Genomic DNA, 23,094 nt, shown 5'->3' on the forward strand with positions numbered 1-23,094 from the left:
ACAGCTTAGTGCATTACCCAGATTCCACCAGCCAATACGGAGAGAACCGTGATAAACGTTTGATACACCACATCCATAATGAGATTCCCGATACTGTCTCCATCTGCCTTGCGATTTTTAATCATGACATAAGTATGAGACCAAAGACCACTTAATCCGTATATGTACATCGTTACCAATACACCAACCCAAAAGTTTCCTTGGAACCAGATGGCCATAATCCCCATAACTCCAAGCCCTACCTGGGAAAAACCGTATTTAACCTGAAATGGTCCACCAGGCCATCCTAACATTTTGGCTGTCTGATCCGCTCTGGCAATGTTGACAACATAACCAATCACTCCAACCAATCCAAACGTAACCACAAACTGATGAAGCAACAATACTCTGCTAATCTCGCTCATTTCTCCGGGAAAACCTAACACATATAGGTGTACTCCCCCTGAAATTAGACCTAACAACCATAGAACCAAAAACCACATGCCTGTCCCACTCCCGCCGTTTGTTATTTGGAATCATTTGTAACTAAATGTACAATCTTGTAGTTAAACACATTATATAATCGCTTTTACATTTGTCAATTCATACATAATTTTCTAGTTTGTCGAAGCTTTTGTCATTTTTCTTCTTCTGTACGCAAACAAGAAAACCATATAGTTCCATTTAACTTGAAAATAATAGGAATTTAGACCTATTATTACATTAAAAGGTTTGAAACCTACTTCTTTTTTAACGCTTCAAAAGAACCACAACTCATTTATTTGACATAGCTGATAGTTCAATTATCATCTGTTTGATCATCTACGATTACAGAACAACAGCAACTATCCATTAAAATATAATATAAAGGAATTGACATCCGATCTCTTTGTAACTATTATAGTTACAACGGTGGTGATTATCCCATGAGACAAATCAGCAGTCGCTTTTCCATTGCGGTTCATACCCTGTCCCTGATCGCTGTTATGCCCAATGAATGCACCGGAGATGTGATCGCGCAGAGTGTGAATACAAATCCCGTGATTATTCGGCGGATTATGTCCAAGCTTAAACAGGCTGGACTGATTGACGTCAGACCCGGTGTGGGTGGTGCTTCCTTGTTGAAAGATCCAGCCGACATTACCCTTCTTGATGTATATCGAGCGCTTGAGGTCGTGGAGGATGGGGAATTGTTTAACTTTCACAAACATCCGAATCCGAAATGTCCGGTCGGCAACATGATTGAACACACCTTGCGTGCCGAACTCATTGAGGCTCAGACAGCCATGGAACAGCGCTTGAATCGTGTAACCATACAGCAGATGATGGATCAGATTCACGTCTCTGAATAAAAAAAGCTCATTATGAGCTTTTTTTAACCCTTTCGTTGTAATCACACCTGTTATAACAATTTTGATTACATCCATATGCAAACAAAACACATATCCTAGGAGGAAAAGAAAATGAAAATTTTGGTTACTGGCGCAACAGGTCAATTGGGTTCACTGGTTGTAGAGGCATTGTTAAAAAACAATTCTGCCAAGGATGTGGCAGTAAGTGTACGTAATCCAGAGAAAGCGGAAGCACTCCGCACTCAAGGCGTTGACGTTCGTCACGGTGATTTCGATCAACCGGAGACGTTGGAGAAAGCTTTTGCTGGTGTAGACCGTCTGTTGCTTATCTCGACTGATGGTGACAATGAAACGCGTATTCGCCAACATCAGGCTGCCATTGACGCTGCCAAGAACGCAGGTGTGGGATTCATCGCTTATACAAGCGTTGTGAATGCAGAGAAAAACACCCTTTCCCTGGCGGAAGTTCACCGCGCTACAGAAAAAGCTATTCGTGAATCCGGCATACCGTATTCCTTCCTGCGCAACAACTGGTACCTGGAAAATGAAGCAGGCAGTGTGCAAGCAGCTACGCAAGGTGCACCTTGGGTTCATGCCACCAATGACAGCCAAGTAGGCTGGGCTACCCGCAATGACTACGCCCATGCTGCAGCAGCTGTACTTGCAGGTGAAGGGCACGAGAATACCGTGTATGAATTGTCCGGCAAACTACGCACGCAAGCTGAACTGGCTGCCATTGTTGGTGAAGTGCTTGGGCAGGAAATCAACGTGCAAAACGTGGACGATGCCGCTTACGCTGACATCATGAAAGGTGCAGGTCTACCGGACTTTGTCGTATCGATGCTTGTTGATATGCAAAGTGCCATCCGTGAAGGCGCATTGGCTGTAGAGAGTGATACTTTAGAGAAATTGCTTGGCCGTCCGGCTCAGCCACTTAGCGAAGGTATTAAAGCAATTGTAGGCAAGTAAGTTTTGGATATGAGAAAGGGACACACCAACAAGTGTTGGATGCGTCCCTTTTTTTGTGTAGCTAACGATCAATACAACGGTATACAACTTGAACGGAAGACTGCACATTCAATCCATTCATTGCGACTGTTGCAATTCGAGATAGGTATTTATGCTTTCCACAACAGTTCATCACTCATTGCTCACCAGTCACTGCTCAAGAATATAACGTGCAGGAATGTGATCGGCCAGCCAGATATTTTCGTTTCCATGATAAAAAAGGATTCCGTCTGTGGCCGCTTGAGCAGCATTGATTTTCAAAATGACAGGCTGATCATCCCGTCTTCGTCCCACCTGATTGGCTGTATCGATGTCTGCGGACAGATGTACATATTGCCTTTGCCGCGGCTGTAAGCCATGTTCCATAATAGAATGCACTGCGCGTGCCGGGGTCCCATGGTACAGGGTTTCCGGTGGCTCAGCAGATATCTTCGATATCTTATGGGGTGTCGAATGTCCATACAATGCCCGAATGCGGCCAGAACGGATTTCATGTCTCTTTTTCTCCGAGGTTTGAATCATCTGCTCCAGATCGGCTTGCGTGACTTCCTTCCACTGCGGACTTTCATGTAAAGCCACCAGCAATTGCGAGATTTCCACCCAACCCTCTTCGTCCAGTTCCAGCTCATACTCCCATGGTGCATGTCGCAGAGCGTATGAGAGTTCCTTGCTTAATTTCATCAGATCCAATGCAATCATCTCCCACATCTAATAAAACCGTCTATTTTTGCGATTGAACCGCGGTTAAAATCTCCTGAATGTTACGTTCCAATCCTTCATCGTCTTCCTGATTGAATTGGCGGTGTCCATCAATCCCACGTTGGATAATCGTATTCATCACCGGATGAACCTCACGATCAGAAGCCACCCGAATCAGATCATCGGCAAAATCAACCGCCTGCTGCTCACTGTAATTAAATGGTTTAATCAACATCCGAATGCTCAAGGCATGGGCCTGCGGCTCCGCCAGCTGATCCCGATGAGTGATGCCATACACCGCGCCAAAACCAAAAGCAGCCATGACCTGACGCTCCAGTTCTGTTGTCTGTTCCAAAGGCGTGCCAATCAGCTCACACATTTTGTCCACCATCTGCTCCAACTCGTTTGCTGCCGCAGCCAGAATTACGTCATTAATATCGTCAGCGTTGATAAAATTAGTCATATTGGTTTTCTCCATTTCTGCACCGTATTTGATCCATTCTCTCAGACTCTATGAGAACATTGTATCGGAGTTGGGGTGTTCGTTTCAAATTCTATCTATAGGTGGAGCTGCTAATCACGGCATGATTTATCGTCTGGCTAACTTCGAGACGAACTCTATAAAATATAACGTCATTCAATTACATCCGATTCCCTATAACATAATAAATAACAAAAAAACCAAATCTCCTCTTTTATAAGTCGACTTGGTTTAATTTATTGTACGAATATGCTCATCTAGCATACCATTTTATAAAAGAGGTGTTATAACTCAAGCCATCTCATGTTGCTTTTTCGACTCCACTTCATAGACCTGCGTATGTTGATTCTCGGCTAAAGACCATTCCACTGTACCTGGCTTGCGCACTTTCCATACCCAGGCTTGAACTCGCAGCGAGCTTCTGACCCAAGCTAAGGAAGCACAGCGTTTCTCAGAACGAACCGTCAACCCCCAATGAATAACACGAGCGAGCCAAGGATTCACATACTCATTATGTGAGCGAACAGATGGCAATTCATCCTGGAACAACCGCTGTTTCACGTCCATAGGGGGTTGCCCACATGTCCAATAATGGAGCAGAGCTGCCAAACTATAGATGTCCGACATCGGTCCTTGACTAGATTTCTCCGAATAAAACTCCAGCGGAGAATAACCTGCCGATGTAAATATCACCTGTTTCTCTCCGGATTGCATAGGCCAACGGGTAGCTGAGCCAAAGTCCAGAAGTTTGGGTGTACCATCCTCCATAACCATAATGTTGGAAGGTTTCACATCCCGGTGAAGAATGCCTTGCTTATGTATGTAATCCAATGTATCCACCAGTGGAAGCAGCGTCTCCGTTATGAAAGCAGCATCAAGAGCATGATTATGTTCATTCAAATACTCGGTCAATGTGATTCCCGTGCAGTATTCCATAACCAGATACCCCGTACCATTTGCTTCAAAATGATCCATATACGATACAATATGGGGATGATCCAGTTTCGATAATAGTTCACCTTCGAGCAGAAATGCAGCCAGTAACTCCTGATATTGCCCACCGTATCCTCGTGAAGAGCAGAACACCCCTCGCTTGTCTGCCTGCCGTTCAGCCATTCTCTGTGGGAAAAATTCCTTAATGGCTACTTTTGCACCTGTGTTACGATCTCGCCCTGCATATACAATAGCCAACTCACTGCTGGCTAATACCTGTCTTACCTGATATGTATCATTTATAATCACATTGCGCTGCAATGCCATTTTGCAATTGTCTTTTCTCATAACAGACCTCTTTTCAACCTTGTCGATCGGAAGACTTTCCGCGTAAATGCATCACTTGGTTTAACCAGTCAGCAATTCATCGCCAACTATACATATAAACCAAATGATGCAATTTGAAACACCTTAACGCGAAATATTTAAATATTAATGATATCAAGCCTTCTGCGATATACTGCTAATCCCTATCCACACTACTCTATAGAAGAAAAGCATTCTCTTATATAGAGTATCGACAGATGGATGTAATTACTTTATTAAACTGGAGAATAACATTTCTCATCCTTCATTTACAGCTTTTATTTATAATTATTCTGTAAAAAACGCCCGATTTCCTCGTTCATCTGAACCAATACGTCCTGTGAAGGAAAATGTCCTGTATCATACTTGATGGCTTCTACATTCGTAATAATCTTTTGAGCTCGCTCAATACACTTATCCGCTGGGAAAAAGACATCCTTCTCTCCTACCAATAACAAGGTTGGTGACGTATAATTCACCAGTTCTTCCCGCTCCGTAAGCTTGGGCAGATCCTGATCTATGCTGACGTATTTAAAAAGTTTGCCGATAATGTTTTTATCCATTTCTTTCATGCAGTTGCACGACATGTTGTCCGTAATTTTTTGCAAAGAAGATGGTGAAGAAGTCATACGATACTTGACGAGTGGCAGCGTGATATCCTGAGCTGTTTTAATTTTGGAATTGACCGCAAGACCCGCAGGAGCAACCAATACAGCACACGAAATGCGTTCCGGAATATAGGTAGCCAGTCTGAGAATAATGCCTCCTCCAAACGATGGGCCGATAAATGCACTCTTTTCGATATCATAGTGATCCAGCAGATCCGATACCCATAATGCCAAACTATCAAACCGTGTCGAGATACTCGCTTCCTCACTATAACCAGGATGACCAATCGTATCAGGAGCAATAATCCGGTATTCTTTAAATAAAGAAGAGAACCAGGACAACGTCATCGGATTCACACAATTACCGCCTTGGAGAATAAATAACGGCTTGCCATCTAGAGGACCCGTCAGTAAAACATGTGTCTTTCCAAAACGCGTCTCTACATACTCCCGAGTAAATTCCTCACCCAACTCGTTCAAATAAATCTCATACTCTTCAAGTATGCTGCTCTTGCCTTCTTCACTTCTATAAATGGAACTCATGTCTGCCTCCTGCAATATATACTCAAATACCCCATTCTATTGAATGGACTTGCTAATCAATGGACCAAAAAGATAAAGAGGGCCTGCAGATGACAGGCTCCTCCATATGTTTAACTAATCATATTCAGATGATTATAGAGCGGAAACTGGAAATTGTAAATAACGATTCTAATAGACCAGAAATTAAGGAGGCATCCTTTGGAAAAATCAATTTCATAACTCACTAAAAATGGATTTTTGTAACTAGATATAGACAAATTAAACCGCATTTATCTATATCTAGCCTTGATTGAAGCAGCGAAAGGTATTATGAAATTGATACGGATAAATACCTACTTCCGGCCGTAATCTGCCTTGATTTCGCCCCACTGCTTGGTCTGCCATTTTAGCACTTTATTGTTGTACGTATTCGTCTGGAGCCACTGCTCCGCACGATCAATCATCAACCAGATCTCTTCCGTGGAGTTGTCTCTTGGCAACGTTGTGGCTACTTTTTTCTGCTTTAGCCATTTCATGGCATTGACCGAGTCGGTATACACCGTTTTGGTACTGCCTTCTTTTTTCAGATGTGCAAGGGCATGTACAATGGCCAAAAATTCGCCCAGATTGTTCGTGCCTTTGGAGATCGGTCCGACGGAGAAAATAACCTCACCGGTGCGGGTGTCTACTCCTTTGTATTCTACAGGTCCGGGGTTACCACGTGTGCCCACATCAACAGAGACGCTGTCGTAATCCACTTCCTCTGACGTTTCCATGCCAGCACTTCTTCCGCTACCAGCCGACTTTGTCTTCGACGCTCCGCCTGCACTTGAACCCCAGTTCCCTTTCCAGCCAGCACGATACGCTTCTTCTGCGGCTGTTTTGGACTCATAGGATTTATATTTTGCTCCAGTATAATGATCCGTCTGCGCTTTGCAATCTGCCCATGTGTTATACACACCCGGCTTCTTGCCTTCCCAGACAACATAGTATTTCTGTTTTGCCACTGTAACCCGCTCCTTTGTTCACTTCATCAATACCCTATTGTAAACGATCCGGTGGGCGGAATGAAAGCTATGGATTTATCCATCTGCATAATTTCTCCAACTCCAGAACAGTCTAAGAAACAAAGCGCATACTGGAATAGAAAGGAATATACGTATGGACTGGATATGGAAATCTGTTTTACTTGTACTTATCGGCATGATTCTGCTGCGAATTGCAGGACGTAAGTCGATCTCACAGATGAGTGTCGCCACAACGGTCATCATGATCTCCATCGGAACAACGATTGTACAGCCCATCGCAAATCATGAGCTTGGCAAAGCGATTGGATCAGCATCAGTCTTCATTTTGACATTGCTTGTAGTGGAACAACTGCAATTGAAATTTAATATTTTTGAACGGTTAATGAGTGGCAGTTCCAAAATCGTGGTAGAGGACGGAAAGGTCATTATCCCGAATCTGAAACGCATGCGTTATACGATGGATCAGCTTGAGATGCATATGCGACAGCACGGAATTACAAGTGTAGACGATCTGGAGACGGCGACGGTGGAACCCAATGGTCAACTCGGTTATGTCCTGAAACGACATGCTCGTCCCGTGACGATTGGAGATCTGGAAGAGATCCTACGAAGTTATGCGATTACAGGTAGTAGTCCAGCAACGGGAGAACACCCCCAACAAGACAACAGCAACAAGTCTTCAACGCATAGCGATAATTCCTCCGATATTTTTCAAGAAGTCAGCAAAGGTGCTCATGCTCATCCCGTTGATCCTAAGCTTCAATAGTTAATCCCTCCCCCACCTAAAAATTAAAGACCGGCCCTGCGAGCAATCAACAACAACATCGCTCCAACAGGTACGGTCTATGTTCATTTCAATTGATTATTTCGAAAGATTGCTCCAGGTCATCCAAACAAAGATATAGCCCCAATCAACGTGTACTCAAGTATGCAATACCCAGGCCACCCGTAACTGGATTTGTATAGATTTCACAATCGACATCAAATACCTCACCAATCATCTCGCGAGTCAGAATATCTGCCGGTTTACCATGTACCACAATCTGGCCCTTTTTCACCACATAGAGATAATCGCAATATTCTGCGGCGAGTTCGAGATCATGCAGCGCTGCCAATATGCCAATGCCGAGTCCACGGACAATATTTAGAATCTGAAGCTGGTATTTGATGTCCAAATGGTTCGTTGGCTCGTCCAGGATCAGGAATTGGGGTTGCTGTGCCAAGACACGCGCCAAGACGACACGCTGTTTTTCCCCACCAGACAAAGACACGTAATTGCGGTCTGCATGTCCAGTCAGATGTACTTTTTCCAAAGCCTGCTCGACGATTTCGTGATCCCGTTCATTATCCGTCTCCAGCAGTTTTTTGTGTGGGGTACGGCCCATCATGACCATCTCGCGTACTGTAAAATCAAAACTCAATTCATTAAACTGGCCAACAACGCCCATGTGTCTGGAAACAAGCTTTGGACTGGATTTGAGAATATCGGTATTGTCCAGAAAAACCTTACCTTGCTGCGGTTTGATCACTTTATAAATGCTCTTGAGCAGTGTTGACTTGCCACAACCATTGGGTCCGATCAGTCCAACGAACTGTTTGCCGTTCACCTGTAATGAAATATCCTTGATGATGTCCGTGTTCAGCACAGAGATGGATACATTTTCTACGTTCAGCTTCATCTTTAATTTCCTCCAAAACCGTAGCCTTTTTTGACCAGCATATACATAAACATTGGTGCGCCAATCATGGCCGTAATAATCCCGATTGGCAACTCCACGCTGGATATGAGGGATCGTGCAATAACATCCGTCCAGATGAGGAAAATGGCTCCAAACAGCACGGATACAGGCATCACTTTACGATGGTCGGAACCCACGAGACCTCTGACGATATGCGGAATAATGAGGCCGACAAAACCAATCATGCCACAGCTCGCCACCATAACGCCTGTCACCAAAGCGGTTAACAGCATGTACACCCTGCGGTACACACTCAGATTAATGCCCAGTGTAACGGCTGCTTCATCCCCCAATAACATCGTATTAAGAACTCTGGACTGTAAAAGGAAAAATAGAATCGCCACCAGCACGACGATACCCACGAGTGGAAGCTTGTTCCATCCGGAAGCCGCCAGGCTGCCCATGGTCCAGAACGTCACCGTTTTGATGCCTTCAGCATTGTTGGCAAAATAAATAATAAAGTTCGAAAAAGCGCTGCATAACGCGTTAATCACCATTCCGGCAAGCACCAGCTTGACCGACGTCATTTTCCCCCGAATCCCTGCCAAAGTCAGGACCAGTAAGGACGCACCCATCGCACCGGCAAAGGCCCAGAAAGCCACCCCCGTCTGACCAAGCCACCCAATCGCACCGAATCCAATAAGAATTGCAAAGGTTGCTCCAAGTGAAGCGCCTGAGGATATACCCAGTATGTAAGGATCAGCGAGCGGATTCTGCACAGCAGCCTGCATAACAGCACCGCACAAGGCCAAGCCTGCACCGATAAACATCGCCATCAGCACACGCGGGAAACGAATCTGCCAAATGATATCGGTAAAGGAACCTGTCTCAATCGGTGTTGTCCCCCACTGAAATCCCGTTAATTTGTATAAAAGAATACGATATGACTCCGCCAGCGGGATACGAACCTGTCCAATGGAAACTGCAATACCTACGGATATAAGCGTAACCATGATTAAAGCTGCAATCAGTAAAGCAAACCCGGATTTACTATGAATCAGAGACTCTCTTTTCCCCATACGCTGTGTCTGAACCTGAACCGTCTGTGCCATCTCTTCCCCCATCAATTCGCGTAAAATGTAGAACAAATTAAATTTAGCTATTTACAATGTGTTTTCTCGGATTATAATTGAGAATGATTATCTTTGTCAATTTAAAACACATAGAAAAGGGGTTCATCATTTAATGAAATTCACATCCAGAACCATTGGCTTTGCTGCTCTAAGTCTCCTGTTACTGCTGCTTGCAGCCTGTTCGAATGCATCAACTTCTTCCCCTGCCGAAGAGACGACTTCAACAACTAACACGACAGAAACTTCAGCTCCTGCTGAGAATACAAATAAAACGACGTACCCGCTCACCATTGAGAATTTCACGATCTCGGGTGAGGGCGGCGAGTGGAAACCCAAAGTGCAAGTATTCGATAAAGCACCTGAACGTGTTGTTGCGAATACCCAATCTGCGGCTGAGATGCTCATCAAATTAGGTCTGACCGATAAAATGGTCGGTGTCGCTGCTCTATACGGTTCCGTTACACCGGATGTGGCTGATGATTTTGCCCAAATTCCGGTATTGTCCAAGGATTATGTAGGTAAAGAGCTGGTTGTAGGTGCAAGCCCGGATCTGGTTCTCGGACGGGGCGACCTGTTCGCTGATGCAGACTGGGGTGTGGGTACCGTCGATGGATTGAATGACATGAATATCCGCACGTTTCTGCAAACGACGAATCACAAAGGCTCACTAGATAGCCTCTATAGCGATATTGCACAACTTGGAAAGATCTTCGACGTTCAAGATAATGCCGCAACATTCACGGAAAGTCTGAAGAGTCGTGTTGAAGCCATTAAGGCAAGTGTAGCCGATCAGCCTGATCATACTTTTGCTTATATCGTACCCGCTACAGAAGACACCATTACGGTAAGCAGCATGCAGAACGATACGTATCAGCTTGATGCATTTAGCCTGTTGAAGCTGAAAAATACGTTTGATGGTGTGCAAGGTGAAGTTAGTGTAGAGCAACTGATCACAGCGAACCCGGACTACCTGCTCTTGTCCGCGTATGCCGGTTCACCGGATATCGACAAGCTGATTCAGAATCTGTATGCCAACCCTGCCCTGCAAAGTATGAACGCAATCAAGAACAAACAGATCTATGTCACAGATTTCAGCCAGTTCTGGGGTTATGGATATCAAATTCTGGATGGCATTGAGAAAATGGGACAGGAAATGAAGGCTAATCCAATCAAGTAGTGACTTGAGCGAAGAGCAGGAGAAGAAATTCTCACTGCTCTTTTGCTATATTGGGCGTGCAAGAAATCACGGATCAAAGCTTGACATTAGTTTGATAACAAACTATATTACACGTATGAAAACAAGAGACGCTATTTCACTCATATCCAAAATTAAAGAGAAGGTCAACCGTTTCATCCTTACTGAGATGGCTGAGCAGGGAATCCAGGATCTCGCCACGTCCCATGGGGATATCATCTATGCCCTGTACAACAATCACAGGATGACCATGGCTGAAATCGCCAAAAAAATTGGCAAGGATAAATCCACGGTGACTGCACTTGTGGACAAATTGGTGCGGACAGGATACGTCCTCAAGGAGCGTGATGCAACAGATTCACGAGTTGTTCATGTGGCTTTGACTGCAAAAGGCGAACAATTAAAGCCTGTTTTTGAAGAGATATCTCAGCGCATGCTGGACGCGTTCTATGCGGACGTTACGGAAGCTGAGAAAAAAGAACTGCTACGAATTTTAATGAAAATCCATAGCAACTTCTAATTTTTTTCGGAGAAATAGTTTGATATCAAACTAATATTTCAGAGGAGTTTTTTGGTATGACGGACTACACTCAATTTTTACCGGAACATGAGGTAAAGAAGATCGGAGAACATGATTTACACTTGGAGATATTCGCAGGAACCCCGCCTCATGACGAAAAAACAACGACCCAGAAGCCCCCACTGCTGTTCGTTCACGGTGCATACACAGGCAGCTGGATGTGGAGCAAATATATCCCCCACTTTGTCAAGCACGGTTGGACCTGTTATGTCATGAACCTGAGAAGTCACTACAAGAGTCGGGTCATGGATATGACAAAGATTACGTTTGACGATTATTTAGAGGATATTCGTGAAGTGTTAGCCGAGTTCAACGAGCCTCCCGTCCTCATTGGCTTTAGCATGGGTGGAATTCTCAGTCAAAAGATTGCAGAAACCGTTACTCTGGCAGGCCTGGTTGTGATCGACGCCAGTCTGAGCAAGGAAGTGCATGAGCTAATCCCCTACCCGGAAAGTAATCGTATCACACCTGGAATTATCATGCCTGCACCTGTCCGTGATGAACTAACCAGTATAGATGAGACGGCAGAAGACATTGCTTTTCAGCGTAAATATCTTCAGATGGAGTCTGCGAAGGCATTTAGCACATTTTCCGTGATGTTTGGAGCAGATGGCGGTGTATCCATTAATGGCGACCTGATCCATTGCCCCAGCTTGGTGATTAAGGCTGTTTCCTGTGAAGACGAAGATCAGAGAGGCAAATTAACTGCCCAACAGCTGGATGCTGAATATGCCGGACTGTGGGATACGACCCATACAGGTTTACTGGTAGGCCAACGGTACAAGGAACCTGTCGATATCATCCTTGAATGGGTGAACAGACAATTCCCCTTTGAATTAACGGAAAAACTCACAAAATAAAATAAATACCATGTTAATACCTCCTTTTTACCTTTAATCCTGTATGCAAAAGTTTATTTTTTTTAGATAAGCTTATATGCATAGTTCTGGATAGGATTAAACGATAAGAAAAGAGGTTTTTATTCATGGCCATTAACACACCCCTCCCAAAACAAAGGGAGCTACCTTCCATATCTTCAGAACGCCTTCCGTGGGCTGGGCTTCTTGCATTAGCCATGGCGGGATTTATTTGCATCCTCACTGAAAGCCTGCCTGCGGGACTGCTGCCGCAAATTGCAAAAGACTTGGGGATCACAGAAGCCCTCACAGGACAGTTGGTGACTCTTTATGCCATTGGATCACTTGTTGCTGCCATTCCCTTGACTACTGCTACACGCGGATGGAGACGCCGACCTCTACTGTTAGTATGCATTAGTGGTTTTCTTGTCTTTAACACCGTTACCGCCTTATCTTCGGATTACATCCTTACACTTGCTGCTCGTTTCATGGCTGGAGTCTCTGCGGGTGTGTTATGGGGCATGACAGCTGGTTATGCTCGTCGAATGGTCCCGGATTCGTTAAAAGGTAAAGCCATGGCCGTGGCTATGGTCGGCACACCGGTAGCATTAGCCCTGGGTGTTCCAATCGGTAGTTTTCTCAGTTCTTATGTCGGCTGGCGCCTCATCTTCGGGATGGTATCTCTTCTAACCGTAGCTTTAATCGTATGGGTTCTCTGGAAAATGCCGGATTTTGCCGGAGAGCCAGCTGGTGAACGTCTTCCGCTGCATAAGGTGTTTTTAATTCCGGGAGTTAGGCCTATTCTGTTTGTTGTTCTGGCCTGGATGCTTGCCCATAACATTCTATATACCTATATTTCTCCCTACCTTGCCCAGACCGTATTTGCTAACAGAGTAGACTTGATTTTGCTCATTTTCGGTTTTACTTCCATTGTTGGAATTTGGTTAACCGGAATGCTCATTGACCGATTTTTGAGGAGATTGGTAATCATTAGCTTGGCAGCATTCGCTCTCGCGTCTGTCGTGATGGGAATCGGTACTCATCAACCTATGATTATTATCCTTGGCATCATGATCTGGGGAATTACGTTTGGTGGGGCTGCCACGCTACTACAAACTGCCATTGCTCAAGCCGGAGGCAAAAGTACAGATGTCGCCCAATCGATGCTGGTTACAGCATGGAATCTGGCGATTGGCGGAGGAGGCATCATCGGGGGCATCCTTCTTGAGCTATTTGGAGCAGGATACCTTTCTGGGGCGCTGTTTATCTTGCTTATTCCTGCGTTGCTTGTAGCTATGCGTGCTTATAAATATGGATTTACCAGAGCAAATTAACAGGAAGGCATTTTTCATGAGTTACACGTAAGACAAAAGAGGAGTTCACTTGATGTGGACTCCTCTTCTGCATTACATTTCAAAGTTTTATAGACTGTAATCTTATTCTGCCTGTGCCAGCAGATTTGGTCCTTCCACGAGATTCTTATGTGCAATTGGAGAAGACATGGTGATTAAAGTCATGTAAGTACCGTACGGATCACACTTGTTCTGAAACTCCTCGAGCCCCTGAATGGTATCTGTGAGGATTTTCAGCAAGTAATTGTACTCTCCGCTTATCCGATAACATTCCACAACTTCAGGTGACGCACGACAGAAATCCAGGAAAGGATAACAATCCCGCGTACGAAAAAGAACATAGGCTGTGCTCTGCTTGCCCAATTTGGATGGGGAGATTACGGTTCGATATTCCTCGATGATTCCCTTTTCTTCCATTCGTTTGACTCGTTCAGTAACAGCGGGCTGAGATAACCCCACCAATTTGCCTAGTTCGGTCATGGATAATCTCGCCTGATTCTCCAAGTGATACAGAATATGCTGATCTATTTCGTCCATGTGATCCACTCCTTTAAATACATAAGATATATTCAGAAATTACCTTAAGTATATTCGCCAATTCATTATAATGCCTTTAACAAACCATGTAATACAAGATCAATCATTTATATAATAAACACAGTTATCACGAGAAATCAAATACATCAGTTGGTGAGAGGAAGATATGTATGAGTAAAAAAGACATGACGACATTGCATAATTATGTGGATGAAGCCATTGACCGCGCTCTAAGCGAAAAAAGAATCGTAGGAACAGTTGTACAAGTTGCTTTAAGAGGGGAACTGATATACAGCCGGGCTGCTGGTTTCGCGGACAGGGAGCAAAAGCGCAGCATGTCGGAAAACGCTCTGTTTCGACTTGCTTCCGTAACCAAACCTATTGTCTCGACAGCAGCTCTGGCATTAATCTCACAAGGAAAGCTGAGTGTGCATGATCCGGTGACACGCTGGCTTCCTGCATTCCGGCCCAAACTTGCTAATGGTCAGGACGCTTTAATATCAGTACATCAGTTGATGACACACACCGCAGGCTTGACATACCGTTTCTTCCAAGAAGATCAGGGAACCTATGAGCTCGCAGGAGTATCGGATGGAATGGATTGGTCTGAAATTAGTCTGGAGGAGAATCTGCAGAGGCTGGCTTCTGCTCCTCTTCTGTATGAGCCAGGCAACATGTGGAGATATTCCATTGCGACAGATGTACTTGGTGCCGTTATCGAAAAGGTAACTGGGATGTCACTACGAGAAGCTGTCCAAACGCTGGTTACTCATCCACTCCACATGACCGACACTGACTTTGTTGCGGTGGATTCGGAACGATTAACAGCCGCATATGCTAATGGTTCTGAAGAACCGCGTCTTCTTCATCAGGAGTTGGAGCTGATTCCTTTTATTGAGGGTACTGCTGGCTTCCGACTGTCACCCAATCGTGCGAATCGTACTTCTGCTTACTTGTCGGGCGGAGCGGGTATAGTTGGAAGTACCGGAGATTTTCTTACTTTACTTGAAGCATTGCGACAAGGAGGACAGCCTCTTCTTACAGAAGCCGTTGCGGCTGAGATGTCCACCAATCAAATCGGGGATCTCGTGATGCCATACTGGCCAGGCAGAGGGTTTGGCCTTGGTTTTACCGTACTTAAAGATCCTGTCGCAGCCGGTACACCGGAATCCCCGGGTACGTGGCGGATGGGTGGAACTTACGGTCATTCCTGGTTTGTTGATCCAAAAGAAGAACTTAGTGTTGTAGCATTCACCAACACGGCACTTGAAGGGATGTCGGGCCAGTATACCACCGATATCTGTGGTGCAATCTACGCAGGCATTCGTGAAGGCAAAGAGGCTACACGAATATAAATACGAATAACCGCCCAATATCATTGGGCGGCTATTTGGCAACGATGGTAAGGCTACTGTCTGTTATTACTCAAATTTTTCTTTTTAAAAAGGTAGATCCCCGCAACAAGAATAAACCACACTGGCGTGACAAACAGTGCCACACGCGTATCTTCGGCCAATGCCAATACCACCAACACAAATGCCAGAAACGCCAGGATCAAGTAGTTCGAAAACGGATATAGTGGCAGTTTGAAGCGGCTGCGACTCGCCAGTTCCGGCTGAGTACGGCGGTATCTGAGATGACAGATTACCATGATGCCCCATACAAAGATAAAACACACGGTCGACACGCTCGTGATCAGCGTAAATACACCTTCTGGCATGATATAGTTCAGCACAATCGCGATCAAAATAACAATTGTGGAGAAAAACAGCGCGTTGGAAGGAACCTTCCTGTTATTCAGTCGTGCAAATGACTCGGGTGCGTTGTGATCCTTTGCCATGGAGAACACCATACGGCTTGTACTGAATATGGCACTGTTACACGCTGAAGCTGCGGACGTCAGTACCACGAAGTTCACAATGCCGGCTGCGGCTGCAATACCCACAGCGGCAAACACTTGTACAAACGGACTTTCAGTAGGCACAATGGCGTTCCACGGATAAATACTCATAATAATCAGCAGTGCGCCAACATAGAAGAGCAGTACCCGGATCGGAATCTGGTTAATGGCTCTCGGAATAACCTTCTCCGGGTTCTCCGTTTCCCCCGCTGTGAGTCCCACCAGCTCCATGCCTACAAAGGCGAACACCACCATCTGGAACGATATGATGAACCCATGCAGTCCATTCGGAAACCATCCCCCATGACTCCACAGATTGGTGAAGCTTGCTGGACCCTGATCCGTCGTAAAACCTTTGAAGATCATATATAAACCAACAATAATGAGTGCCAGAATAGCCACGACTTTAATCAGGGCAAACCAGAATTCCATCTCCCCAAACAACTTTACCGTTGCCAAGTTCATGATTAATAAAATGACTAACGCTATTAACCCTGGCATCCACTGAGGTACATTCGGAAACCAAAACTGTGTATACAATCCAACGGCCGTAATATCAGCCATGGCAATGGAGATCCAGCAGAACCAATAGGTCCAGCCTGTAATAAATGCCGCCATATTTCCCAGGTAATCACGCACAAAATCGACAAAGGAATGATACTGCAAGTTGCTTAACAGCAGCTCCCCCAATGCACGCATGATCAGGAACAATACAACACCCGTAATAATATAGGCCAGCAAGATAGATGGCCCAGTTAGCTGAATCGTTTTGCCTGCTCCGAGAAACAGACCTGTACCGATCGCACCTCCGATCGCCATCAACTGCACATGCCTGTTCTTTAATCCCCTTGTTAACGTTTCTTGCTGCATGATCAACCACCACTCTCTTTCTGCAAATGCTCTCTACGATGCAAAATATTATTACTCATCATATAATAATCTGCCCAGAATACATATCCCTCTTTTATATATTTTTTTGCACAGCAAAGAGGCCACCTTTGTAAGAGGTGACCACTTCATATGCTCCTATTTCATGCCCTGGGCTTTTATCAATCTTAAGTTACATCCGATCCATACTATTATCAGCCTATGTACATTCCTTTGTTATTCTCATGCCAAGTTATGCTGATAATACATATCTATAGAAGTATTTTAAAATAAAAGTCAAGCATAGAGCGGCAACAACTAAAAAGGTAATCGCTAATGAACGTTCGTTTTTCCAAATTCGAATAGCATTAGCAACATTAATTATGAATAATGCAAGCAAGTTAATGGTACCCGAGTTTGATTGAAACGAGTTGAACACGATCATCATAAATCCTACAATCCAGATTAACAAAAACCACAGTGGAATCTTCTGAAAAAGCTGCTTCATTATGATGTACTCCTTATATATTAAATTGGTCTGTGTACAAGATATTCTTCAACGGGAATGGAAATTCCTTTATTTAGGTCATAATCCCAAATAATTAATACTATTTAGATCCAGTTTTAAGTATCTTCACAGTAAAAAGGGCTCCCGATAAAGGCGCCCTCTGGTCTGTTAATCTATTCCTTTTTCTTTTCCAATCTGTTTTGAGGATATCAATTAGTGTAATTTCATTGCCCTCTTTGTCCGTGCCATTTTCAGAGAGCGCAGTGTATCAAATTTTCGATCTTAATGCATCTCCCTACAAATGCGGAAGGTTCAGAAAGCACCATCTTTTTAACGAAAAGCGCTATCTATCCAACAACTACTTTTGCTTATAAAACTCGTGGTACAGCTTCATTAACGCTCGCTTCTCAATCCGTGATACATAAGAACGTGAGATGCCCAGTTCCTTCGCAATTTCGCGTTGAGTTCGTTCCTCCCCGCCTGCTTCCAGGCCAAATCGACCGATTACAACTTCCTTCTCCCGGTCATCCAGGATATCTAGATTGCGATAAATTTTGCTTTTTTCAATCTTGAGCTGTACCCGATCTACAACATCATCAGCTTCTGTGCCAAGGATATCGATTAATGTAATTTCATTGCCTTCTTTGTCCGTACCGATAGGGTCGTGCAGGGATACATCTTTGCGTGTTTTCTTCAGAGAACGCAGATGCATAAGTATCTCGTTTTCAATACATCTCGCCGCAAATGTGGCAAGCTTCGTGCCTTTGCCTTGTTGAAAACTTTCGATGGCTTTGATCAAACCAATGGTTCCGATGGAAATCAGGTCTTCCTGATCTTCACCCGTATTGTCGAACTTCTTGACGATATGCGCGACGAGGCGCAGATTGTGTTCAATGAGCAGATTGCGAGAGTGAGCATTGCCTTCAGCCATAAGGCGCAAATGTTTGGCTTCATCACCCTCAGCCAGTGGCTGGGGGAACGCATTATTTTTGACATACGAGACGAGTAACGTTAACTCTTTAATGAATAGAGCAATTGCGGTAAACAATCCGGGCACAGATGACACCTCCTGCAGTTTTACAACGATCTGGCCTGAGCACATGTGGGAACAGGGTCGATCTATTGTATGTAGGCAGAGGCCCAGAAGTGCACGTACACTTGAAAAAGGGGATGATCTTGCGAAGATTTCACAGACTCACAGAAACAATGGAGCCCACCCGCTGAAGCAGGAGAAATTCTTTTTCCACACTTTCGATAAAATACTTCTTTTCACCAAATAGGACAACATCATTCTGGGCTAATGAAACATCGCTTTTAAAATAGATCACATTGTCCGTTTCCCGGAATGCACCTTTGTAATAAAACATCAGATCCCTCTCCTTCATAACAGTACCTATGTAATAAATTAAACCAATACTTACACTCTCATTAACCCCATCTCCAAAATTAAAAATACCCATGTGCTCCTTTCCGATGACTTGATTCATAACAAAAACCCCAGCTCTGTAGGAAACAGAACTGAGGCTGCGGCATATCCAATATGAATCCCATTAAATTTTCTAGGAATACCGGTTAATCACTTGAAGATTCGTTGTGAGAACTGATACAGGCCGCTGTTCCAGACAGATGGTTCGTGTCCACCTACATCCAGATAAAAGGTATGCGGAATGTTCATGCTGCTCAAGCCATTTTTGAAATTCTGGCTGACCCATAACAGACCATCACTCGATCCACAGGAGATCCACAACAATTTGAGTTGGCTAGCGACTTGTCCCGGGTTGGAAACCAGCTGCGATACAGATTGAGTATTCGGTGCAGCCGAGAAGGCCCCTACCCAAGCGAAGGTATTCAGATTTTTCAATCCGAAGTTAAGCGACTGCCCACCACCCATGGACAGTCCGGCTAGCGCACGACTATTCTTGTCTTTGTACACCGGATAATTGGCCTCGATATGAGGAATCAGATCCTTGATCAGGTCTTGCTCAAACCGTTCAAACGCTGCCACTTTGTCCGGAGCAAAAATGTCACCGACTGGACGATCGTCCTTCATGCCACGGCCATTTGGCATAACAACGATCATCTGGGACAGCTTACCTTCCGAATACAGGTTGTCCAGAATGTTCTTTGGTTTCATTGCATTAACCCACTCATACTCATCTCCGCCGATGCCGTGCAGGAGATACAGGACGTTATACTTTTTATTCGGAGAATATCCTGGCGGTGTATACACCGTCGCTTTCCGTGTATTGCCTACCGTTGTGGAGTAATAGGATATCAGATTGGTATTTCCGTGCGGAATATTGTTTCGATAGCCATCATAACCCGGTGGTGCCGGCACCACCGGAGTGTTAGCCAGAGCATTGTTAGCGTCATTGCCGGATACATTCATAGATTCATACGCTGTGTTCTGAGCACCAACCTCGCTGGAATCCGTAGCAAAAGCCATTGTTGGGGCAATCATGGCAACGATCATCGAAAGACTTAAAAGGATTGTAATACGTTTTTTCATCTCAATTTCTCCTCTCAATTTTGTCAAACTTAAGTATGCGTTTCTCGAAGTTTCACTGGATTACGCTTGATGCTGAAGTTCAACTTTTTCTAACGCGGTGAAGCAAGCTTCCTCTCAACCCAAAATTGAAAGCCCTTACAATAAACAGGTTAGATCACCTCCCTTCCCTTCAGAAAAACACTGAAACATGTATATTTCACTCTGTTTTCCCGACAGGAATTACTTATATAGTATATTTAAACTTATTTATCCATTTTTTGCAACAATATTTTCATTTCTGGCGATTCAATTCAATGATCTTATAGCATCAGAGTTTTTCTTCTTTCTTCTTTATTCTTTATTCTCGAATCATAATTAAAATTGTAAAACACTGTTGTTAAATTGAATATTTTACCTTATTATAGCTTCCATAGGGGGTGTCTATGAACAATTTCAATAGATTCATAATATTTTTCTTCTGAGATATGCTTACGCAAAAGTTTCAACGTTTCGGCCGCCAATATCTTTTGCAACTACTTTATTTTCTGGGAGGAAAATGATGATGTTCAATGTACGCTTTTCGATCAAAAAAGCATGGGCTTCATTCCTGGTTATTACATTATTGCTGCCTTTACTTGTAGGGTTATGGCCATCTAATGTCTATGCTGCATCTAACAATGAAGGAAAAATATCCATAACCGCAGATGATGAGTTCACACTTTTTATAAACGGCAGACAGACGGGAAAAGGCACCGACTGGGCCAAAGCCTATACGTTCCCTGTGCCGATTCAATCTGGCATCAATGTGATTGCGGTTCAAGCGAAGGATATAGGCCTCTATGCGGGACTGCTGGCAGACCTTAGCTACGGAGATGAGAATCTGGTTACGGATTTCAACTGGAAAGTATCTGAACGATATATCGAAGGTTGGGAGCAGCCCAAATTCGATGATTCGTCATGGTCACGTGCTACTGACTTCGGACGGTATGGCAGTGATCCTTGGAAACAGATTAGTGGCATGCCTGAGGAGACCAGTGCACGCTGGATCTGGGCAGGCAAGACCAATGTGAATGCTCCAGTTTCAGAAGCATATTTTCGAATCTCATTTAACGTCTCCGAAGATGGACTGGCTATTAGCAATCCCATTTCTTCTTCAGGTCAATTCGAGCAAGTCGATTATCAGTTAAAACCGACCCAACCCATGCCTGCTTCCATTGTGAAGAGACTTCCCCTGGTAAATGCCGTCTTTGAAACGGTGGAAGAGAGAGGTTCTATAGAACTTAGCGCCCAAGAGGCTGCCCAAATCGGTAATAACCTAGCTCCTGGTCAGATCTTTCTCGATCAGTCCTCTGCCCGGGCTATCAAAGTTACAAGCGTCAATAGAAGCTCTGGTGGTATGCGGGTAGATTACACCACTCCGGGTGTGGAGGAATTGTTCGATTACTATGATATTCCGGAGCAGGAGGTCTCGTTCGAAGAGCGTAATATCGTCATGCCTGATCCTGAGATGGTATTGGATAGCAAGGAATGGCTTGTTCAGGAAACCCCTTCCTTGTTAGAGACCGATATAACTGACGATGCTGAAATGCGACAGTTCAACATCGACAACACGATTCAAAATGATTTAGATGCAAATATGGACAGGGTTGCGGATGCAGAAACAATGGATATCGCTTCCACGGATATCGCACCCATGGATCTGAATGATGTGAATTCCATGGACATGAATGATACAAATGATATGGATCTGAATGAAATAAACTCCACGGAATTAACTGATATTAATTCAACGGATCTGAATGATGTGATTCGTGCTGCTGGAGCAGGTGATTTTGCCAATTGCAAAAAATCCGGCAATGAGTTTGTCTGTGATTTCAAGAAGGTACTTGTAAATCAACAAAATGCAAACGGTAACAAAGTGTTCGTTGAAGCAGGTGGCAAGCTCACCTTGATTGCACCCAAAGTTACGGGGAAATACGGATTTTGGGGAAAATATGATCTGAAATTTACTGCTGGTGAGAAAGCCAACATCTATATCAAAGGTGATGCCAAGTTCAAAAAAGAGGTCAAAGTTCCAATCATGGGCTTCAACATTGGTGCTGGCAATCTCGGAGCCGTATCTGTCGGCGTTTTTCTGGTCATTGGTATTGACGGCAACGTCACCTTTGAATTTCAGGTCGATCAGGGATACACGGTTACCGCGGGAGTCAAAGGGAAAACGCGTGTCTTTATTCCCGTGAAGATCCAGCCTTACAGCAGTGTGAACAGATATCTTACGGTAACCCATAAAATTGAAGGACAGATCACTGCTTGGGCAGGAGCCAAAGCGGAAGTCGGTCTGAAAATTGCCGGCAAAAAAATACTTGAGGTAAGTGTTTTTGCCGGCATTGAAGGCACAGGAAAATGGACAAGCAGCAATAATGTGCCCAGTACCATGTCTCTAAAGATTGATGCTCTCGTCAAAGGAGAAGGAGCTGTATTTAATAAGTCCTTCAAACTCTTCGAGCTGCGCTGGAATTTGGTGAATCTGGTGAAAACCCCTACCAATCCGGGAACCGGACAGAACCTGGCACGAAATGCTGCCATAACGGTAACTTCCACCTATCCCGGGTATTCAGCAGCCCGAATCAATGACGGGGATCGTAACACGGCCTTGGGGGAAAATTATAGCTGGGCCAATAACCGTAATTCCTCACTTCCCCAATATGTCGTCATTGATTTGCCGGCATCGAGTTCAATCCAGCGAATTGATCTGTATACCACCCAGGGATACCCGCTTGCCAATTATGATCTGCAATACTGGAATGGCTCAAATTGGGTGAATCTTGTACAGATTACAGGCAATCAAGAGTTAACGCGTTCACACACATTTTCAGCAGTCAGTACCTCCAAGATCCGTGTCGTAGCGAGTAAAGGTCCTTCCCATCAGCCAACCTATGTGCGAATCAATGAGCTTGAAATCTATTAAAACAGCATACCCAAAAAGCCTCAGCCCCTGGTTACACAGGATTGCTGAGGCTTT

Annotated in this window: 22 protein-coding genes; 9 read left to right on the forward strand and 13 right to left on the reverse strand. The window is 44.4% G+C overall.

Annotated elements, in window-relative coordinates; translation table 11 throughout:
• Positions 1 to 5: 5 nt before the first annotated feature.
• On the reverse strand, positions 6 to 482 hold the full coding sequence (locus NSQ20_RS23075; RefSeq protein ID WP_026080959.1) for a DUF6790 family protein: 477 nt from the start codon (positions 480 to 482) through the stop codon (positions 6 to 8).
• Positions 483 to 905: 423 nt separating this feature from the next.
• Here NSQ20_RS23075 and NSQ20_RS23080 point away from each other — a divergent pair, with 423 nt between their 5' ends.
• Both NSQ20_RS23080 and NSQ20_RS23085 read left to right on the forward strand, forming a co-directional pair.
• A complete protein-coding gene (locus NSQ20_RS23080; protein ID WP_036668516.1) occupies positions 906 to 1,331 on the forward strand; it encodes an Rrf2 family transcriptional regulator in 426 nt (141 codons plus the stop codon).
• Positions 1,332 to 1,442: 111 nt separating this feature from the next.
• Entirely contained in the window at positions 1,443 to 2,300 is an 858-nt protein-coding gene (locus NSQ20_RS23085; RefSeq protein WP_340030944.1) for an SDR family oxidoreductase, read from the forward strand.
• A gap of 189 nt (positions 2,301 to 2,489) precedes the next feature.
• Here the strand turns inward: NSQ20_RS23085 and NSQ20_RS23090 are convergent, their stop codons facing one another.
• From NSQ20_RS23090 to NSQ20_RS23110, 5 genes are all read right to left on the reverse strand, one after another.
• The gene (locus NSQ20_RS23090; protein WP_315937217.1) at positions 2,490 to 3,029 is read right to left on the reverse strand and encodes an RNA 2'-phosphotransferase; all 540 of its coding nucleotides are present in this window, start codon (positions 3,027 to 3,029) and stop codon (positions 2,490 to 2,492) included.
• Positions 3,030 to 3,060: 31 nt separating this feature from the next.
• Positions 3,061 to 3,501, reverse strand: a complete 441-nt coding sequence (gene imm48, locus NSQ20_RS23095) for an Imm48 family immunity protein (RefSeq protein WP_340030947.1) — start codon at positions 3,499 to 3,501, stop codon at positions 3,061 to 3,063.
• Positions 3,502 to 3,810: 309 nt separating this feature from the next.
• A complete protein-coding gene (locus NSQ20_RS23100) occupies positions 3,811 to 4,800 on the reverse strand; it encodes a serine/threonine-protein kinase (protein ID WP_340028797.1) in 990 nt (329 codons plus the stop codon).
• Between the two features lie 296 nt (positions 4,801 to 5,096).
• Positions 5,097 to 5,969, reverse strand: coding sequence for an alpha/beta hydrolase (locus tag NSQ20_RS23105; RefSeq protein WP_340030949.1), 873 nt, complete (start codon positions 5,967 to 5,969; stop codon positions 5,097 to 5,099).
• A 332-nt stretch (positions 5,970 to 6,301) separates the two neighbouring features.
• Positions 6,302 to 6,955, reverse strand: coding sequence for a ribonuclease H family protein (locus NSQ20_RS23110; protein ID WP_340030950.1), 654 nt, complete (start codon positions 6,953 to 6,955; stop codon positions 6,302 to 6,304).
• A 154-nt stretch (positions 6,956 to 7,109) separates the two neighbouring features.
• On the opposite strand from NSQ20_RS23110, the gene NSQ20_RS23115 reads away from it, so the two are divergent.
• Positions 7,110 to 7,742 (forward strand): DUF421 domain-containing protein, encoded by a 633-nt coding sequence (locus NSQ20_RS23115; RefSeq protein WP_338706654.1) that lies wholly within the window; start codon positions 7,110 to 7,112, stop codon positions 7,740 to 7,742.
• Between the two features lie 145 nt (positions 7,743 to 7,887).
• Here the strand turns inward: NSQ20_RS23115 and NSQ20_RS23120 are convergent, their stop codons facing one another.
• A complete protein-coding gene (locus tag NSQ20_RS23120) occupies positions 7,888 to 8,655 on the reverse strand; it encodes an ABC transporter ATP-binding protein (RefSeq protein ID WP_315937241.1) in 768 nt (255 codons plus the stop codon).
• Between the two features lie 2 nt (positions 8,656 to 8,657).
• Positions 8,658 to 9,734, reverse strand: a complete 1,077-nt coding sequence (locus NSQ20_RS23125) for an iron ABC transporter permease (RefSeq protein ID WP_340033052.1) — start codon at positions 9,732 to 9,734, stop codon at positions 8,658 to 8,660.
• Between the two features lie 166 nt (positions 9,735 to 9,900).
• Between NSQ20_RS23125 and NSQ20_RS23130 the strand changes: the two genes are divergently transcribed.
• The 4 genes from NSQ20_RS23130 to NSQ20_RS23145 all read left to right on the forward strand — a co-directional run bounded on the left by NSQ20_RS23130 (position 9,901) and on the right by NSQ20_RS23145 (position 13,754).
• Positions 9,901 to 10,965 carry an ABC transporter substrate-binding protein gene (locus tag NSQ20_RS23130; protein WP_340030952.1) on the forward strand — a complete coding sequence of 355 codons (1,065 nt, stop codon included), beginning with the start codon at positions 9,901 to 9,903 and terminating at the stop codon, positions 10,963 to 10,965.
• A 91-nt stretch (positions 10,966 to 11,056) separates the two neighbouring features.
• The gene (locus tag NSQ20_RS23135) at positions 11,057 to 11,503 is read left to right on the forward strand and encodes a MarR family transcriptional regulator (protein ID WP_340030953.1); all 447 of its coding nucleotides are present in this window, start codon (positions 11,057 to 11,059) and stop codon (positions 11,501 to 11,503) included.
• A gap of 56 nt (positions 11,504 to 11,559) precedes the next feature.
• The gene (locus tag NSQ20_RS23140; protein WP_338706659.1) at positions 11,560 to 12,423 is read left to right on the forward strand and encodes an alpha/beta fold hydrolase; all 864 of its coding nucleotides are present in this window, start codon (positions 11,560 to 11,562) and stop codon (positions 12,421 to 12,423) included.
• Positions 12,424 to 12,548: 125 nt separating this feature from the next.
• Complete coding sequence (locus NSQ20_RS23145; RefSeq protein ID WP_340030954.1) at positions 12,549 to 13,754, forward strand: MFS transporter; 1,206 nt, start codon at positions 12,549 to 12,551, stop codon at positions 13,752 to 13,754.
• A 102-nt stretch (positions 13,755 to 13,856) separates the two neighbouring features.
• Here the strand turns inward: NSQ20_RS23145 and NSQ20_RS23150 are convergent, their stop codons facing one another.
• Entirely contained in the window at positions 13,857 to 14,309 is a 453-nt protein-coding gene (locus NSQ20_RS23150; RefSeq protein ID WP_017687134.1) for an Lrp/AsnC family transcriptional regulator, read from the reverse strand.
• A gap of 170 nt (positions 14,310 to 14,479) precedes the next feature.
• Between NSQ20_RS23150 and NSQ20_RS23155 the strand changes: the two genes are divergently transcribed.
• On the forward strand, positions 14,480 to 15,664 hold the full coding sequence (locus tag NSQ20_RS23155) for a serine hydrolase domain-containing protein (RefSeq protein WP_253502225.1): 1,185 nt from the start codon (positions 14,480 to 14,482) through the stop codon (positions 15,662 to 15,664).
• A gap of 53 nt (positions 15,665 to 15,717) precedes the next feature.
• Here the strand turns inward: NSQ20_RS23155 and NSQ20_RS23160 are convergent, their stop codons facing one another.
• From NSQ20_RS23160 to NSQ20_RS23175, 4 genes are all read right to left on the reverse strand, one after another.
• Positions 15,718 to 17,079 carry an amino acid permease gene (locus NSQ20_RS23160; protein WP_127545010.1) on the reverse strand — a complete coding sequence of 454 codons (1,362 nt, stop codon included), beginning with the start codon at positions 17,077 to 17,079 and terminating at the stop codon, positions 15,718 to 15,720.
• An 863-nt stretch (positions 17,080 to 17,942) separates the two neighbouring features.
• On the reverse strand, positions 17,943 to 18,641 hold the full coding sequence (gene sigK, locus NSQ20_RS23165; protein WP_017687130.1) for an RNA polymerase sporulation sigma factor SigK: 699 nt from the start codon (positions 18,639 to 18,641) through the stop codon (positions 17,943 to 17,945).
• Between the two features lie 130 nt (positions 18,642 to 18,771).
• Positions 18,772 to 19,071 carry a hypothetical protein gene (locus NSQ20_RS23170; protein WP_340030955.1) on the reverse strand — a complete coding sequence of 100 codons (300 nt, stop codon included), beginning with the start codon at positions 19,069 to 19,071 and terminating at the stop codon, positions 18,772 to 18,774.
• 89 nt (positions 19,072 to 19,160) lie between these two features.
• Positions 19,161 to 20,093, reverse strand: coding sequence for an alpha/beta hydrolase-fold protein (locus NSQ20_RS23175; RefSeq protein WP_340030956.1), 933 nt, complete (start codon positions 20,091 to 20,093; stop codon positions 19,161 to 19,163).
• 535 nt (positions 20,094 to 20,628) lie between these two features.
• Here NSQ20_RS23175 and NSQ20_RS23180 point away from each other — a divergent pair.
• The gene (locus tag NSQ20_RS23180; RefSeq protein WP_340030957.1) at positions 20,629 to 23,040 is read left to right on the forward strand and encodes a hypothetical protein; all 2,412 of its coding nucleotides are present in this window, start codon (positions 20,629 to 20,631) and stop codon (positions 23,038 to 23,040) included.
• Positions 23,041 to 23,094: the final 54 nt, after the last annotated feature.

Origin of the sequence: Paenibacillus sp. FSL K6-1122, assembly GCF_037977015.1 — a bacterium.
Lineage (GTDB): Bacteria > Bacillota > Bacilli > Paenibacillales > Paenibacillaceae > Paenibacillus > Paenibacillus amylolyticus.